The organism is Agrobacterium tumefaciens (assembly GCF_013318015.2).
In the GTDB taxonomy this organism is placed as follows: Bacteria; Pseudomonadota; Alphaproteobacteria; order Rhizobiales; family Rhizobiaceae; genus Agrobacterium; species Agrobacterium tumefaciens.
This window is the reverse complement of the sequence record NZ_CP115841.1, coordinates 1,333,379-1,348,655: the sequence shown is the minus strand read 5'-3', so window position 1 is coordinate 1,348,655 and position 15,277 is coordinate 1,333,379. Positions and strand designations below refer to the sequence as shown.

The 15,277-nt window shown below is 61.0% G+C and carries 14 protein-coding genes; 11 read left to right on the top strand and 3 right to left on the bottom strand.

Annotated elements, in window-relative coordinates:
* Positions 1 to 45: 45 nt before the first annotated feature.
* The 11 genes from G6L97_RS06720 to G6L97_RS06670 all read left to right on the top strand — a co-directional run bounded on the left by G6L97_RS06720 (position 46) and on the right by G6L97_RS06670 (position 12,752).
* Positions 46 to 3,054, top strand: a complete 3,009-nt coding sequence (locus G6L97_RS06720; protein ID WP_111782466.1) for an SPOR domain-containing protein — start codon at positions 46 to 48, stop codon at positions 3,052 to 3,054.
* Between the two features lie 242 nt (positions 3,055 to 3,296).
* The gene (nagZ, locus tag G6L97_RS06715; protein WP_026330914.1) at positions 3,297 to 4,313 is read left to right on the top strand and encodes a beta-N-acetylhexosaminidase; all 1,017 of its coding nucleotides are present in this window, start codon (positions 3,297 to 3,299) and stop codon (positions 4,311 to 4,313) included.
* A gap of 58 nt (positions 4,314 to 4,371) precedes the next feature.
* Complete coding sequence (locus G6L97_RS06710) at positions 4,372 to 5,220, top strand: segregation and condensation protein A (protein WP_025593638.1); 849 nt, start codon at positions 4,372 to 4,374, stop codon at positions 5,218 to 5,220.
* A complete protein-coding gene (gene scpB, locus G6L97_RS06705) occupies positions 5,210 to 5,956 on the top strand; it encodes an SMC-Scp complex subunit ScpB (RefSeq protein ID WP_019566157.1) in 747 nt (248 codons plus the stop codon). Before G6L97_RS06710 ends, scpB begins: the two co-directional genes overlap by 11 nt.
* Positions 5,957 to 6,086: 130 nt before the next feature.
* On the top strand, positions 6,087 to 6,293 hold the full coding sequence (locus G6L97_RS06700; RefSeq protein WP_003515599.1) for a twin-arginine translocase TatA/TatE family subunit: 207 nt from the start codon (positions 6,087 to 6,089) through the stop codon (positions 6,291 to 6,293).
* Between the two features lie 54 nt (positions 6,294 to 6,347).
* A complete protein-coding gene (tatB, locus tag G6L97_RS06695; RefSeq protein WP_111782467.1) occupies positions 6,348 to 7,076 on the top strand; it encodes a Sec-independent protein translocase protein TatB in 729 nt (242 codons plus the stop codon).
* Positions 7,073 to 7,876 carry a twin-arginine translocase subunit TatC gene (gene tatC, locus G6L97_RS06690; RefSeq protein ID WP_003515595.1) on the top strand — a complete coding sequence of 268 codons (804 nt, stop codon included), beginning with the start codon at positions 7,073 to 7,075 and terminating at the stop codon, positions 7,874 to 7,876. The genes tatB and tatC overlap by 4 nt, the downstream gene beginning before the upstream one ends.
* Positions 7,877 to 7,980: 104 nt before the next feature.
* Positions 7,981 to 9,264, top strand: a complete 1,284-nt coding sequence (gene serS / locus G6L97_RS06685; protein ID WP_025593635.1) for a serine--tRNA ligase — start codon at positions 7,981 to 7,983, stop codon at positions 9,262 to 9,264.
* A gap of 156 nt (positions 9,265 to 9,420) precedes the next feature.
* On the top strand, positions 9,421 to 10,191 hold the full coding sequence (surE, locus tag G6L97_RS06680; protein ID WP_003515592.1) for a 5'/3'-nucleotidase SurE: 771 nt from the start codon (positions 9,421 to 9,423) through the stop codon (positions 10,189 to 10,191).
* 8 nt (positions 10,192 to 10,199) lie between these two features.
* Complete coding sequence (locus G6L97_RS06675) at positions 10,200 to 10,841, top strand: protein-L-isoaspartate(D-aspartate) O-methyltransferase (RefSeq protein ID WP_029658770.1); 642 nt, start codon at positions 10,200 to 10,202, stop codon at positions 10,839 to 10,841.
* A gap of 345 nt (positions 10,842 to 11,186) precedes the next feature.
* Entirely contained in the window at positions 11,187 to 12,752 is a 1,566-nt protein-coding gene (locus tag G6L97_RS06670) for a LysM peptidoglycan-binding domain-containing M23 family metallopeptidase (protein WP_019566161.1), read from the top strand.
* A gap of 189 nt (positions 12,753 to 12,941) precedes the next feature.
* Here G6L97_RS06670 and mobB read toward each other — a convergent pair whose 3' ends face one another.
* From mobB to G6L97_RS06655, 3 genes are read right to left on the bottom strand one after another with little or no spacing between them, the layout of a single operon-like run.
* The gene (gene mobB, locus G6L97_RS06665) at positions 12,942 to 13,457 is read right to left on the bottom strand and encodes a molybdopterin-guanine dinucleotide biosynthesis protein B (protein ID WP_013636274.1); all 516 of its coding nucleotides are present in this window, start codon (positions 13,455 to 13,457) and stop codon (positions 12,942 to 12,944) included.
* Positions 13,454 to 14,080, bottom strand: a complete 627-nt coding sequence (gene mobA, locus G6L97_RS06660; protein WP_111782469.1) for a molybdenum cofactor guanylyltransferase MobA — start codon at positions 14,078 to 14,080, stop codon at positions 13,454 to 13,456. The genes mobB and mobA overlap by 4 nt, the downstream gene beginning before the upstream one ends.
* Positions 14,077 to 15,276 (bottom strand): multidrug effflux MFS transporter, encoded by a 1,200-nt coding sequence (locus tag G6L97_RS06655; RefSeq protein ID WP_080798394.1) that lies wholly within the window; start codon positions 15,274 to 15,276, stop codon positions 14,077 to 14,079. The genes mobA and G6L97_RS06655 overlap by 4 nt, the downstream gene beginning before the upstream one ends.
* Position 15,277: the final 1 nt, after the last annotated feature.

Genomic DNA, 15,277 nt, shown 5'->3' with positions numbered 1-15,277 from the left:
CAATACGCTGGCAAGAGCTGCAATGCGTAGATGGTGGAACACGTAATGGTCGAAAAAAATGTCGCGTATAACCGGGACGCCCGGTCTGAAGGGTTCGCTGACAACGATCCTCTGGCAGAACTGGCGCGTATCGTCGGTTTCGATGAGCGTCCTTCGCATGCGGGTTCCGAAGCTGCGCCACGCGCCGGCTCTGCGGCAACCCGCCGCGAACCCGAATTTAATCTCGAAGACGAGTTGCTTCGAGAGTTCGAGGTTTACGATGCGCCGCATGCCGATCCGGTCGTTCTTGACCCGGCAAACGATGTGCGTGCGGGCATCCACCCCAGCGACTTCATGCAGCGCGTCGAATCGGTTTTCGCCCGGCGCGAGCCTGAGCTTGCGCCAGCGGACGAACCCGTGTTCGAGGCAAGCCCCGCATCCGAAGTGAGCCAGGAGCCACTTCCCGAGGCCGATCAGGCCTACATTCACAATTACGTCGAGACGTCGACGCAGGACATCCGCGCGGATTTCCGTGATGATGCCGGTGCGGTTGCCGAGGTGTTCGATGTGCATTCGCGCCAATCGCGCCCTGCCGAGCCGGTGGTTTACCAGCAGGCTGCATGGGAAGAGCCGCAGGCTGTCGAGCCGGCTCAAAGCACCTGGCACGCTATGCCTGAGCTTCCGGCCGATGTTTCGAGCAATATTGCGCATTCCGATCAGAGCCATGCGCCTGAGCCGCAGACTTTCGATCTTGCGGATGAGGTAGAGATCGCCGTCGCCGAAGCGCCTGCACCGATTTCCGTGCGTCCGCCTTCGCATGGTGGCCGTTCTTCGCTGGAATTTTCCAGCCTGCGTCTGCCGCTTGCCAATTTCGGCGCGCGCCGCGATGTTGCGGCAGGTGATCCCAAGCGGATCGAGCCGAGGGCCGAAGCGCTGCCTGCAGCCCGGATCGAGCCACAGGCCGAACCAGTTCCGGCGCCTGAGCCCGTCTTCGTTCAGGCGGAAGAAACTGCACCTACCTTTGCGCCTTCGGTTGCAGAAAAGCCGGTTGAAACAAATCTTTCGCCGATGGACGAGCTGATCTACGGCGTTGCGAAATATTCCATTCCCGGACGCGGCGAAGAGCCTGTCGTTCAGGATGCCCCCATCGCACAGGCTGCGCCTATCGTTCCGGCTGCAAGAGTGGAGCCGCCTTTGGTTGCCACGGCGCCGGTTGCCGCAGCCCCTGTAAAAGCAGCCCCGGTCGTAGCAGCGCCGCCCGTTCAGGAGCCGGACTTTGGGGATTTCGCAGGTTTCAACGACGATGATTTTGAGCTTGCGCTTGATGATCTCGATCTTGACCTCGACCTGTCCGAAATCGCTGCAGCGGAAGTCGCACCTGCGCCTGTTCCGCAGCCCCTTCGCCAGCAGCCGGTCGCTCCGGTAGCCGTTGCTGCCGCCGCGCCGCAGCCGGTGCGGGAACAGCCAGCACCTCAGTCGCGCCCGGCCCCGGTTGCTGCAATTCCGGTAGCCGCCCCTCCGGTTCAGCCGCGTCCGGTCGCAGCCGCACCGCAGCCGGTTGCACCACAAACGCTGGAAAGCCTGCCTTTCGATCCCTCGCAGATCGGTGAGACGGAAGAACATCCGGAAAATATTACCGAGATGGACGTGCCGGAATTGCCGGTCGGCGTTTTCGAACCCAAGCCTGTCGCCCGTCGTCACGAAGAAGACCTCGATATCGACACCGAGCTCGCAACGCTGTTTGCCCCGGCGGTTGCCGGTGGTCTTGACCGTCACAAACATGCGGAAAACCGGGCTGCTGCCCCGCAGGCGCGTCCTCAGGCACAGGGTCCGGAGGAGGTCGATGAATTTGAGCGGGCGCTGGAAGAAGATTTCCGCCGCTCCATGCAGGAGGCTGCTGCCTCGCGTGGCAATGCGCCGCGCGATGCCGAGAATACCTATGTCGACCATCAGGCGGCCTATCGCGAAGAAGAAGAACGCGGCGGTCGCCGCTGGATCATGCCGGTTGCCGCAGCAATCGGTCTGGTGCTTGTCGGTGGTGGTGTTTACGCGCTGATGTCGGGCGGTTCGTCCGGTGCGGGCTCCAATGGCGCGCCGGTCATCATTTCCGCCGATAACGACCCGATGAAGGTGGTGCCGGAAAATCCGGGTGGCCGCGTCGTGCCCAATCAGGACAAGGCGGTTTACGACCGCGTGGCCGGTGGTAGCGCTGCCGATCCGAAGCAACCGGCGCTGATCTCCAGCAACGAAAAGCCTGTCGATGTGGTCCAGCGTACGCTGATACCAGAACAGCTGCCGCTGGAAGGTGAAAACGACGCGGACATGGAAGCCACCGGCACGCCGGTTGGCGAGACTGAAGATCCGCGCCTGCTTTCGCCGGAAGAAAAGGCCAGCCAGAACGAAGGTGCCGGTGCGACGGGCGTTTCGCCGCGCAAGGTCCGCACCATGATCGTCAAGCCTGATGGTACGCTGGTTGCACAGGAAGTCGATGCGCCTGCTGCCCAGCCACCGAAGGCCGACAAGGTCGCGGAGCTTGCTGCACCGCAGGCAGCCAAGCCGGGTGAGGGCGCTCCCGCCGTCATCGCCGCTTCGCGTGTTCCGGTTGCGCCTGAACACCCGCAGGCCAATACGCCAGCCGCTTCCTCCACACCGGCCTCGCAGTCGGCTGCGCCCGTTCCTTCGGCGCGTCCGTCTGCACAGCCTTCCAATGTGGTGGCAACGGTGACCAATCAGGGCAACGTCCGTCCTGCTGCAACTGCTCCGGCCCAGCCGCAGGCTGCACAGCAGCAGACAGCCGCCGCCATGCCCGCAGCAACGAGCGCACCGTCTTCGGGTGGTTATTACATCCAGATCGCGTCCCTGCCGAGCCAGGCGGAGGCCCAGAAGTCCTACCAGAACATGTCGGCCAAGTTCGGTTCGGTCATTTCTGGTCGGGGCGTCGACATCAAGGCCGCTGAGATCGCCGGCAAGGGCACGTTCTACCGCGTCCGCATCCCGGCGGGGGACAAGAACGAAGCCGTGGCGCTGTGCGAAAAGTTCCGCGCAGCTGGCGGCAGCTGCCTGGTGGCGCGCTGATAGAGGCTGATCCGGTTGAGTGAAGATTGGGGCTGCCGTTTAAGGCAGCCCTCGTAGTGGGGAAAGGCTTTCCTCACATTCGACGTCATCCTTGGCCTCGTGCCGAGGATCTGCCAACGTTTCGCCAACCGGTCGGTTGCAGATGCTCGGGAAAGGCCCGAGCATGACGGCGGAGGGGTTGTCGACTTATCCCCGACGCCTTGCGGTATAAGGCCATTTCCCCATTCTGTGAGCGTGACATCATGACCGATTGCAAAGCTATGATCCTCGGATGCGGCGGGCTTACGCTTTCCGCTGACGAGATTGCCCTTTACCGCAATGAGCGGCCCTGGGGTTTCATCCTGTTCGGGCGCAATATCGGTGATGCGCAACAGATTACCGATCTCGTCGCCTCAATGCGCGATGCCGTCGCGCGGCCGGATGCGCCGGTTCTGATCGATCAGGAAGGCGGGCGCGTTCAGCGCATCAAGCCGCCGCTTTTGCAAGCCTATCCGAATGCCCGCATTCTTGGCGAGATATACGAGCGTGACCGCGAGGAAGGCCTGCGCGCGGCGTGGTTGATGTCGCGTCTGCATGCCTTCGATCTCATGAAATTCGGCATCAATATCGATTGCCTGCCGGTGCTCGACGTGCCGGTGGAAGGCGCCAGTAACGTCATTGGCAACCGGGCCTATGGCTACAGCCCGACCATGGTGGCGGAGATGGGGCAGGCGGCGGCTGACGGTCTCAAGGCGGGCGGCATGTTGCCTGTCATGAAACACATGCCGGGCCACGGTCGCGGCATGGTGGATTCGCACCATGAATTGCCTGTTGTCGATGTGCCGCTGGACGAGCTGGACGCCCATGATTTTGTGCCATTCCGCGCGCTGAACCGTGAATTGATGGCGATGAGCGCGCATCTGGTGTTCAATGCCGTCGATCGGGAGCGTCCGGCAACGACCTCGCCAAAGGTGATCGAGGAGATCATTCGTGGGCGAATCGGCTTTGACGGTCTGTTGATGTCCGACGACAGTTCCATGAATGCGCTGAAGGGCACGCTTGGCCAGCGTGCCGCGAATATTGTTGCGGGTGGCTGCGATATAGTCTTGCATTGCAACGGCGTGATGGGTGAAATGCTTGAGGTCGTTAAGGAGGTTCCCGTTCTTTCCGGCCGTTCGCTGGAGCGGGTGCGGGCCGTGGAAGCGGGTTTTCCCGCCGCTGATGCCTCCGACGAAGCTGAACTGAGAGCCGAATTCAACGCCATGTGGGCCGTTTCCTGACAATCGGGCGGCGGCCCGGTACTCGGGACGACAGGCCGGACGCCCGGCGGATGGAACAATGGCAGCAGACAAGTCTCGCACTTCAACGCCTATGGACAAGCTCTGGCAGGATGTGACGCCGGAGCGGCTGACGGGCGAGGCCGGGCTGGTGATCGATGTCGCGGGTTTCGAAGGCCCGCTCGATCTGTTGCTACACCTTGCCCGCACGCAGAAGGTCGATCTGTCGCGCATTTCGGTGCTGGCGCTTGCCGAGCAATATCTGCAATTCGTGGAAACAGCCCGCCGCGTGCGCATCGAGCTTGCGGCCGACTATCTGGTGATGGCGGCCTGGCTTGCCTTCCTCAAGTCCAAGCTTCTCATTCCGCAGCAGGCGAAGGATGACGGCCCCTCCGGCGAAGAAATGGCCGCGACGCTGGCCTTCCGGCTGAAACGTCTGGAGGCGATGCGGGAGGCGGCTGAACGCCTCGTCAACCGCGCCCAGCTTGGCCGCGATATCTTCGCCCGTGGCGCGCCGGAGCATATTCCGCATATCAACCGCTCGGCTTACGAGGCGAACCTATACGATCTCCTGAGTGCGTATGCCAATCTGCGGCAAAGGCAGGCCATCACCCAGGTCACGATTGAAAAGCGGCAGGTCTGGTCGCTGGTGGAAGCCCGGGAGCTTCTGAACAGTCTGCTCGGGGATGTCGGCGAGTGGACGGTGCTCGACCAATATCTGCTGCAATATGTGCCTGACCCCGCGATGCGCGTGACGGCAATCGCCAGCGCTTTCGCCGCCTCGCTGGAGCTGGTGCGCGAGGGATCGCTGCAAATCCGGCAGGAGGGCGCGTTCCAGCCCATCTATATGCGCAGGAGCGAGCGAGATGACCGCGCGCCGAATGCGGAAAGGACTGATAATGACGCATGACGACGAGACCGGCGAAGCCGCCATCGTGGCAGATGGGGCGGCGGATGTGGTTGGGGCCGAGCCCGCGGTATTTTCCGAGCGTCAGCTGAAGGAAGCCGAGCGCATTGCCGAGGCGCTGGTCTTTGCCTCGGCCGAACCGGTTTCAGTTGCCTTCATTGCCGAGCGGCTGCCGCGCGGCATGGATGTCGTTGCCATACTCCACGGGCTGAAGGCCGCTTATGGCGAGCGGGGTGTCAATCTGGTGCAGGTGGGCGGGCAATGGGCGTTCCGCACGGCCGGCGATCTCTCCTTCGTCGTCCATTCTGAGGAAAAGGAACCTAAGAAGCTATCGCGTGCGGCGCTGGAGGTTCTGGCGATTGTGGCGTATCATCAGCCGGTGACACGCGCCGAAATCGAGGAAATCCGTGGCGTGCAAACCTCACGCGGTACCCTCGATGTGCTGATGGAAGCGGGTTGGGTGCGTTTCAGGGGCCGCAGGCGCACGCCGGGCAGGCCGGTGACGATCGGCACCACGGTGGAGTTTCTCGACCATTTCGGCCTTGAGGAATTGCGGGACTTGCCGGGCCTTGAGGAACTGAAGGGTGCGGGCCTGCTTTCGGGCCGTATTCCTTCCAATTTCGGCGTGCCTTTGCCGATGATGAGCGACGAATTGCGCGAAGACGAAGACCCGATCACGCAGCTCGATCTGGAAGAGTTGGGCCTGCTTGCACCTGGTGGCGGCGATGGCGACGATTGATATCGTCTTCATGCGGATGACAAGGCACGAAAACTTTATGCCCACAGCCTGTTGAAGCAACGATTTGTTGTTTGAAAAAGCCTTTCAAACGTCTTACATCGTCTGAAAGCGAAATTCAGGAGTTTCAGTTATGGGTTCTTTTAGTGTGTGGCATTGGCTGATCGTGCTGGTGATCGTTCTCGTTCTCTTCGGACGCGGAAAGATCCCGGAACTGATGGGCGATGTCGCCAAGGGCATCAAGAGCTTCAAGAAGGGCATGGCTGACGAAGATCAGACTCCGCCGCCGGCCGATGTCAACGCGAAGACTGTTGACCACAAGGCTGACGAGATCAAGTAAGCGGCTTGAACCTGCTTGTTTTGAGACTGGCGCTAGGGTCTCGGGAGCGTTTTGATGTTTGATATCGGTTGGAGCGAGCTTCTGGTGATCGCGGTCGTTTTGATCGTGGTCGTCGGCCCCAAGGACTTGCCGCCCATGATCCGCGCCTTCGGTAAGACGATGGCCGGCCTTCGCAAGATGGCGGGGGATTTCCGCACGCAGTTCGACGAGGCCTTGAAAGAGGCAGACATGGACGATGTGCGGCAGACGATCTCCGATGTGCGCAATCTCAACCCGACCAACTCGCTGCGCGATGCTATGAACCCGCTTCGCCAGCTCGGCAAGGAAATCAAGTCCGATCTCCAGAAGGCGACAGCCGCTCCCGATGCGATGTCGTCGACAGCAGCACCTGCAACAAGTGAGCCGGTGGCTCCTCTTGTCAGTGTGCCGGAGCCCGAGATGAAGCTTCCGGATGTGGCGCCTGCGGTGGTTCCCACGCCTTCTGCGTCTTCGCCGGTTACTGCGGTTGCTGCTGCGGAAGAAAAGCCGAAGCGTGCGCGTGCGAAATCTGTTGCGACCGTTGAAGCCGAAGCGGTTGCCGCCAAGCCGAAGCGCACCACCCGCAGCAAGCCTGCCGCAGCGCCTGTTGAAGAAGCTGCTGTCTTGAAGCCGACCGTGAAGGCTGTCGCCAAAAAGGTTGCTGTCAGGAAAGCGGCAGCGGAGAAGGCGGTTGCCGTTGCGGATGCCAAGCCGGCCAAACCGGCAAGAACCAAGGCTGCAAAGCCCAAAAAGGATGAAGCATGAGCGGGGACATCGAGGACAAGCCGCAGCCGCTTATCGAACATCTCATGGAGTTGCGCACGCGGCTGATCTGGTCGCTCGGCGCGTTCTTCGTCGCCTTCATCGCCTGTTTCGCCGTTGCCAAGCATCTCTTCAACCTGCTCGTCATTCCCTATAAGTGGGCGGTCATCTGGGCGGGGCTGGATGTGGCGAAATCATCGCTGATCTATACGGCGCCGCAGGAATTCTTCTTTACGCAGATCAAGGTTGCCATGTTCGGTGCCATGGTGATCTCCTTTCCGGTGATTGCCTCGCAGCTCTATAAATTCGTGGCGCCGGGCCTCTACAAGAACGAGCGCGCGGCCTTCCTGCCGTTCCTGATCGCGTCGCCGATCCTTTTCCTCATCGGCGCGGCGCTCGTCTATTTCTTCTTCACGCCCATGGTCATGTGGTTCTTCCTCGCCATGCAGCAATTGCCAGTAGATGGCGAGGTGGCGATTTCCCTGATGCCGAAGGTGTCGGAATATCTCAGCCTCATCATGACGCTGGTTTTGTCCTTCGGCCTGGTATTCCAGCTGCCTGTCGTCACCACGCTTCTGGCGCGGGTCGGGATTCTGACCAGCGACTGGCTGCGGGAAAAGCGCAAGTTCGCCATTGTCATGGCCTTCGTGGTTGCGGCCGTGCTGACGCCGCCAGACCCCATGTCCCAGATCGGTCTTGCGCTGCCTGCGATCATTCTCTACGAGATTTCCATCTACATGGCTCGACTCGTGGAGAGGAAACGTGCTGCGGAATCCAAAAGCACGGAGCTGGAAGAGACCTGACGCTTCGCCACGGTCTTCCTGCTCATCAAATCTCCTCGCGCCGGGCCTTTCGCCCGGCGTTTTGCTGATAAAACGCGAGCGACCAACAATAGTCTGGAACGACGATGCACGACATTAAATGGATACGCGAAAACCCCGAAGCCTTTGATGCAGCACTTGCACGGCGCGGCGCAGAGCCTGCCGCAAGCAGCCTGATCGCTCTCGACGAAAAGCGCCGGTCCGTCATCCAGTCCCTGCAGGACATGCAGTCGCGTCGCAATGCCGCTTCCAAGGACATCGGCGCCGCCATGGCGCAGAAGAACATGGAGCTGGCGGAAAAGCTGAAAGCGGAAGTCGCCGACATCAAGGAGAACATGCCGCGCGCCGAGGAGGAGGACCGCCAGGTCACCGCCGAGCTTAACGACGCCCTGTCGCGCCTGCCAAATATACCTTTCGACGATGTTCCTGACGGTAAGGACGAACACGACAATGTGGTGACCCGCGTGGTCGGCCAGAAGCCAGGCTGGAACCATGAAGCAAAGGAGCACTTCGAGATTGGCGAAGCGCTCGGCTACATGGATTTCGAGCGGGCTGCCAAGCTTTCCGGCTCGCGCTTCACTGTGCTGACCAGCCAGCTGGCGCGTCTGGAACGGGCGCTCGGCCAGTTCATGATCGACCTGCACACCTCGGAACATGGCTACACGGAAGTCTCTTCGCCGCTGATGGTGCGCGATGAGGCGATGTTCGGCACCGGGCAATTGCCGAAGTTTTCCGAGGATCTGTTCAAGACCACGGATGGCCGCTGGTTGATCCCGACGGCGGAAGTGACGCTGACCAACCTGGTCTCCGGCGAAATTCTCGAGCAGGAAAAGCTGCCGCTACGCTTCACGGCACTTACGCCGTCCTTCCGTTCGGAAGCGGGCTCTGCCGGCCGTGACACACGCGGCATGCTGCGCCAGCACCAGTTCTGGAAATGCGAACTCGTCTCCATCACCGACGCGGAAAGTGCTGTTGCCGAGCATGAGCGCATGACGGCCTGCGCCGAAGAAGTGCTGAAGCGTCTTGGCCTGCATTTCCGCACCATGACGCTGTGCACCGGCGATATGGGTTTCAGCGCGCGCAAGACCTACGATCTGGAAGTTTGGTTGCCGGGCCAGAACACCTACCGCGAAATTTCGTCCTGCTCCGTCTGCGGCGATTTCCAGGCGCGGCGCATGAATGCGCGTTATCGCGGCAAGGACGACAAGGCGACGAAGTTCGTGCACACGCTGAACGGCTCCGGCACTGCCGTCGGCCGCTGCCTCATCGCGGTCCTCGAAAATTACCTGAACGACGACGGTTCCGTCACAATTCCAGACGTGCTGCTGCCCTATATGGGCGGTCTGACACGGATCGAGAAGGCGGCCTGAGGGAGAGCAGCGTCGTGCTATTGGAAGGAGAATCTTCCAATTACGCCGACGTCATCCTCGGGACAGGCCCGAGGATGACGTTGAGAGAACTGCACGCCTCACTGCCGGTGGGGAGGATGCTCCGTCCCGGAAGATATGAAAAGCGGAGAGAGAAACATGCGGATTTTGCTGACCAATGACGACGGTATCCATGCCGAAGGGCTGGCGGTGCTGGAACGTATCGCCCGAACGCTGTCCGATGACGTCTGGATCGTGGCGCCCGAGACCGACCAGAGCGGTCTTGCTCACTCCCTTACTCTCTCCGAGCCGCTGCGGCTGCGCAAGGTTTCCGACAAGCATTTCGCGCTGCGCGGTACGCCGACCGATTGCGTCATCATGGGCATCCGTGAAGTTCTGCCGGAAAAGCCCGATCTCGTACTCTCAGGTGTCAATGCCGGCGCCAATATGGCTGACGATGTCACCTATTCCGGCACGATTGCCGGCGCCATTGAAGGTACGTTGCAAGGGGTGCGCTCCTTCGCACTCAGCCAGGCTTTCAGCCATTCCGAAGGCCGCGTCGTGCCGTGGGAGGTGACCGAGACCCATGCGCCGGATCTGCTGCGCAAGCTAATGAATGTGGAATTGCCTGATGGCACCTTCCTCAATCTCAATTTCCCCAATTGCGCACCTGATGATGTGCAGGGTGTATCCGTCACCGGGCAGGGCAAGCTCGATTTCGGCCTGACGGTAGAAGAACGCCAGGATGGCCGCGGTCTTCCTTATTACTGGCTGCGCTTTGGCGAACGCCTCGGCACCTTCCGCGAGGGCACGGATATCCACGCTTTGAAGCACGGCAAGATTTCGGTCACGCCGCTAAAGCTTGACCTTACGGATTACACGGTCAAGGATCGGGTTGCGCAAGCACTTGGATTCGGAGTCGCCGATTGAAATCCGCAATGGTTGAAAAGGAAGGTTTTGCCGCTCTCGTTCTCCGCTTGCGGGGCGAGGGGATTTCCGATCTCGACCTTTTGACGGCGGTCGAACAGACGCCGCGCTCCAGATTCGTGCCGCCGCAATTCGCCGCTGATGCCTATTCCAGCCGTACAATCCCGATCGACTGCGGCGCCTTCATGGAAGGCGCTGACATGGCGGTGAAAATCCTGGCCCGCCTGCAATTGAAGCCGGGCCAGCGCGTGCTGGAAATCGGCACCGGCAGCGGTTTCATGACGGCGATCATCGCGCGCCGGGTGGAGCGGGTCTTTTCGCTGGAGCGATACAAGACACTGGTGCAGCAGGCGCAGAACTGTCTGGACGATCTTTCCATCCGCAATGTCGTCATCCGCCAGGCGGATGGCAGCAACGGTCTGGTGGGCGAGGGCACCTTCGACCGAATCGTCGCCACCGCCGCCTTTACCACCATGCCCCGCTTTTTCGCCGAGCAGATCGTCTCCGGCGGCATGATGATCGCGCCGATCATTCTGGAAGACGGGCGCTGCGTGATGACGCGCTTCTCCAAGACCGGCAGCCGCTTCGAGAAGGAAGAGCTGTTCGAGACGCCCTATCTGCCGCTTGGCAGCCATATTGCCCGGCATTTGTGACAAAATGAAAATATCGAAGGCGATTAATTTTCGTCTTAGAATATTCTAAATCATCACAACCAACTGATTTTCCATCATAATATTGTTCCGACATGACACATGCCGTTTTCGTCATGGTTATCGAAGTGTCAAAAAAGCGCCGAGCGGCTTAACGTTTTAACGGCGTGGTAACACTAACGCGCTTTAATCATAAACATCGACGCATGGTTTTCCCGGGATCGGGAAATGGGCCTTGCAAGAAGTGAAATTTGTGCCGGATCGACCTCGATGCGGCGGGTTGGCGTCAGTGTAGATCGAGTTATGCGTATGAGACATTCGTCTAAAATCGGAAAATCAGTCGCAAAAATGTTCGCAGCGGCATTGCTGGCAAGCGTCGCAACGGGCTGTAGCTCGGATGCAACGCGGTTCAGCGGCCTCTTTTCCAGTGGACCGGATCGGATGACGACAGCGTCAATTCCAGCCCGCCAGGGCGGCGGTGCTTATGGGCAGGCCCCGGTCCCGCAAGGCGACATGAACGGTGGTTATGCCTCTGCGGCACCCCAGGGCGGCTACGCCAATCAGAACATGGCGGCCAACTCCTATCCGTCTTCCGGCGGTTATGGCGGTGGCGTTCAGCCTTCGACGGCCCGATCGGCTTCGGCCTCTCCGGTGCAGCGCTCCGAGCTGTCGGCTCCGCCGGCGGTGGCAAGCCGCGACCCGTCGACCCGCAACGAAGCCATGGCCCAGCCTTTCCCGTCCGCACAACGACCAGCCGCTCCGTCTCTCGCAGCACCTGCACAGCAGGCTGCCGCTCCCGTCGCCGACAATCTCACCACCGCAACCGTCCGTTCCGACAAGAACGGCTGGCATACGGATGGCGCCTCTTCTGTAACGCTGCGTCCGGGTGAAAGCATCGCGACTATCTCCAACCGTTACGGCGTTCCCGAAAAGGAACTGCTGCGGGTCAACGGTCTGAAAACCGCGGCGTCCGCGCAGGCTGGCCAGTCGATCCTTATTCCGAAATTCGGTCAGGTCCGCAATGCCGCCAAGGCTGCGGCTGGTGACATTGCGCTCAACCGCAACGGCGACGAGCCGAACCCGCTGCGCGGTCCAGACCAGAAGGTAGCCGTGCTGCCCTCGCAGAGTGTTGCCCGCGACAAGGTTTCGGCTGAAAACGGCAAGCTCACACCTCCCGGTGGCAAGCCTATGCCGCCAGCCGGTGGTTACAAGGTTCAGCCGGGCGACAGCCTGGCAAAGATCGCCCGTGAAAACGGCGTTTCGGTTGCAGCCCTCAAGGCCGCGAACGGTATTTCCACCGAAAGCATCCGTGTCGGCCAGACACTCGCCATGCCGGGTGCTTCGACCGACGCCATCAAGACAGCCTCCGTACCTGCAAAGGAAGCGGCCAAGGCAGTGGAAACCGCATCCGCCAAGCCGGAACCCTACAAGGCTCCTGCCGCAGCTGCGACCGTACCGTCCGCTCCTGCCGCAACGGCAAGCGTCGGCGATATCGAGAAGAAGTCCGATATGGCCTCGCTCGCTCCGGAATCCACGGGCATCGGCAAATATCGCTGGCCGGTTCGTGGCGCCGTCATCAACAATTTCGGCGACAACGTCGAAGGCAGCCGCAACGATGGCATCAACATCTCCGTTCCGGAAGGCACGCCAATCAAGGCCGCCGAGAACGGTGTGGTCATCTATGCGGGCAATGGCCTTAAGCAGCTCGGCAATACGGTTCTCGTCCGTCATGACGACGGTAAGGTCACCGTTTACGGCAACGCCGCCAATCTTGACGTGCAGCGCGGCCAGAAGGTTCAGCGCGGCCAGACCATTGCCACGTCAGGCATGACCGGCAGCGCCAAACGTCCTCAGGTTCACTTTGAAGTTCGCAAGGATGCGACGCCGGTGAACCCATCCGGTTTCCTTGAATAGGTATTGCGTCTCAAGGAATGATGAAGCCGGGCCGAACGCCCGGCTTTTTCATTTTTGGGGTAGGCCAAGCGTCCTCACACATTCGACGTCATCCGCGGGCTTGACCCGAGGATCCATGGTGCGGTCGGTTTGCGGGCCCTCGGGTCAAGCCCGAGGATGACGGAGGAGAGGAGGTTGTCGAAACGGCAGTTACGCCCTTACCAACCCAACCGTCTTTTCGATGAAGTCCGCAATCGTGGCGGTATCATCGAGGTCGAAGACGGGAAGAGTGGTGTCGGTCACAGCGTGATCGGCGGCAATTGCGATGATGTGCGGATCGCTTCCGGCAAGCGGTTCGGTCTTGGCAGCTTCCAGCCGTCGCGCCTCGATCTTCGGCACCGGCTCGTATTTGTAACCCTCGATCAGTACGAGATCGCAAGGGGCGAGGCGGGCGAGGATTTCCTCGAAGGACGGTTCGGCTTCGCCGCGCAATTCATGCATGATGGCAAAGCGGGTGCCGGAGACGATGGTGACCTCGTGCGCGCCCGCCTGACGGTGACGCCAGCTATCGGCGCCGACCTTGTCGATATCGAAATCATGATGGGCATGCTTGATGGTCGAGACCCTATAGCCCCGGGCCGTCAGTTCGGTGACGATGCGGACCGCAAGGCCGGTCTTGCCCGAGTTTTTCCAGCCGGCAATACCGAAGACCTTCTGGCTCATCATGGTTCCATGCTCTCCAGATAGCTTCGAGCGAGCGCCAGTTCATCCGGCGTGTTGATGTTGAAGAACGGATCGAGGCTGCCCTTGGCCGTTTCCAGCGGCGGGAAGGCGATACCGATCGTGACGTGTCGCGCAAGATAGGCGCGGATGCGCCGGTTTGCATCGTTCTTCAGCCATTCCTCCAGATCGTCCGCGAGCGCCACGGGCCATAGCGCGAAAACCGGGTGCAACTGGCCGCTGGAGGCGGCGATGACGATTGCATCTTCGGCCATGTGTTCGCAGAGGCGGTCGACGAGATCTTCGGGAAAGAACGGGCTGTCGGCGGGCACTGTCAGGAAGTGGCTTTTCCGGACGTGATGGTTCTGGAAATGCCGCATGCCGGCGAGAACGCCGGCGAGCGGCCCGGCATGGCCGTTCACGGTGTCAGGCAGCAACGGCAGGCCAAAGCTTTTGGCCCAGCCATTAACGGCATTGATGGTGACATCCGACACCTGTGGCGCGATGCGGCGCACGACATGGGAAAGCAGCGGTTCGTCGCCCAGCATCACGGTCGCCTTGTTGGTGCCCATCCGTCGCGACAGGCCGCCGGCAAGCACAAGACCGGGTATTTCAAATCGCGCCGTCATTGCCGCTTTTCCTGCAGCCTTACGATATAGGTGGTGAGGAGAGCGACAAGGCCGGTCGCCAGCATCACGAGAAGAAGCGGCCAGGTTCCGTCCTCTTTGGACAGAACCGAGGAGGCAAGCACGGAAAGTGCCGCACCGCCGCCGATGGTCATGGCGCCGCCAAGACCGGAGGCGGAGCCTGCCAGATGCGGCTGGACGCTGACCATGCCTGCATTGGCACTTGGCAGGGTCACACCGTTTCCGACACCAATGAGCGCAAGCGGCACGAAAAACGCATAGGGGCTTTCCGCCCCGGTGAAGATCAGCGCTATGGCTGCGACAATGCCGGCGATGGCGACGACATTGCCCGACAGCATCATGCGGGTGATGCCGATCTGGCTCGCATAACGGCCGGAGACGAAGTTGCCGAGCATGTAGCCGCTGGCCATGAAGAAGAATTGCAGGCCGAGCATGGCCGGTGCAAGGCCATAAAGCACGCTGCCGACGAAGGGTGCGCCGCCTAGAAACGAAAAGAACATGCCCGACGAGAAGGTCGAGGTCAGCGCATATCCCCAGAAGAGCGGCGAGCGCAGAAGTTCCGGCCAGGCGTGGAACTGCTGCGAGAAGCTTGCCGATCTGTTGTGATTGGTTTCGCCGAGATCAAACCAGGCGAGCACCAGAATGCCGACCCCGAGCAGGGCAAGAAGCGCAAAGCTGGCCTGCCAGCCGGAGATATCGTTGAGCAGACCGCCAACCGTTGGGCCGACCATCGGCACCACCGACATGCCCATGGTCACATAGCCGATCATCGAAGCGGCCTGTTCCATAGGGACCATGTCGCGCACGATGGCGCGCGCCAGCACGAAACCGGAAACGACGGCCGCTTGCGCCACACGCCCGAACATGAAGACGGTGATATCTGGCGCCAGCATGCAGACGAGCGTGGCGACGATCATCATCCCGATGCTGGCAAGCATGACGGGTCGGCGTCCGAAGAGATCGGATAGCGGGCCGATGAGGAGTTGCAGGCAGGCGGTGGCGGCAAGATAGCCGGACACGGCAAATTGCATCACGGCGTAATCGGTCTCGAAATGGAGCGCCATCGCGGCAAGCGAGGGCAGGAACAGGTTCATGCAAAGCGCCGCGACGCCGGCGATAACGACGAGCGTGATGATGTGGGGCGGGGTGGTGCGATCCAGAAAGCGGGCGTTTTTCATG

What these genes read in the sequence shown, in the direction of transcription:
- G6L97_RS06655 (WP_080798394.1), bottom strand. Translation starts at nt 15,276, where the DNA reads ATGAAAAACGCCCGCTTTCTGGATCGCACCACCCCGCCCCACATCATC.
- tatC (WP_003515595.1), top strand. Translation starts at nt 7,073, where the DNA reads ATGAGCGGGGACATCGAGGACAAGCCGCAGCCGCTTATCGAACATCTC.
- nagZ (WP_026330914.1), top strand. Translation starts at nt 3,297, where the DNA reads ATGACCGATTGCAAAGCTATGATCCTCGGATGCGGCGGGCTTACGCTT.
- G6L97_RS06675 (WP_029658770.1), top strand. Translation starts at nt 10,200, where the DNA reads ATGGTTGAAAAGGAAGGTTTTGCCGCTCTCGTTCTCCGCTTGCGGGGC.
- G6L97_RS06720 (WP_111782466.1), top strand. Translation starts at nt 46, where the DNA reads ATGGTCGAAAAAAATGTCGCGTATAACCGGGACGCCCGGTCTGAAGGG.
- mobA (WP_111782469.1), bottom strand. Translation starts at nt 14,080, where the DNA reads ATGACGGCGCGATTTGAAATACCCGGTCTTGTGCTTGCCGGCGGCCTG.
- scpB (WP_019566157.1), top strand. Translation starts at nt 5,210, where the DNA reads ATGACGCATGACGACGAGACCGGCGAAGCCGCCATCGTGGCAGATGGG.
- G6L97_RS06670 (WP_019566161.1), top strand. Translation starts at nt 11,187, where the DNA reads ATGTTCGCAGCGGCATTGCTGGCAAGCGTCGCAACGGGCTGTAGCTCG.
- surE (WP_003515592.1), top strand. Translation starts at nt 9,421, where the DNA reads ATGCGGATTTTGCTGACCAATGACGACGGTATCCATGCCGAAGGGCTG.
- serS (WP_025593635.1), top strand. Translation starts at nt 7,981, where the DNA reads ATGCACGACATTAAATGGATACGCGAAAACCCCGAAGCCTTTGATGCA.
- mobB (WP_013636274.1), bottom strand. Translation starts at nt 13,457, where the DNA reads ATGATGAGCCAGAAGGTCTTCGGTATTGCCGGCTGGAAAAACTCGGGC.
- G6L97_RS06700 (WP_003515599.1), top strand. Translation starts at nt 6,087, where the DNA reads ATGGGTTCTTTTAGTGTGTGGCATTGGCTGATCGTGCTGGTGATCGTT.
- G6L97_RS06710 (WP_025593638.1), top strand. Translation starts at nt 4,372, where the DNA reads ATGGCAGCAGACAAGTCTCGCACTTCAACGCCTATGGACAAGCTCTGG.
- tatB (WP_111782467.1), top strand. Translation starts at nt 6,348, where the DNA reads ATGTTTGATATCGGTTGGAGCGAGCTTCTGGTGATCGCGGTCGTTTTG.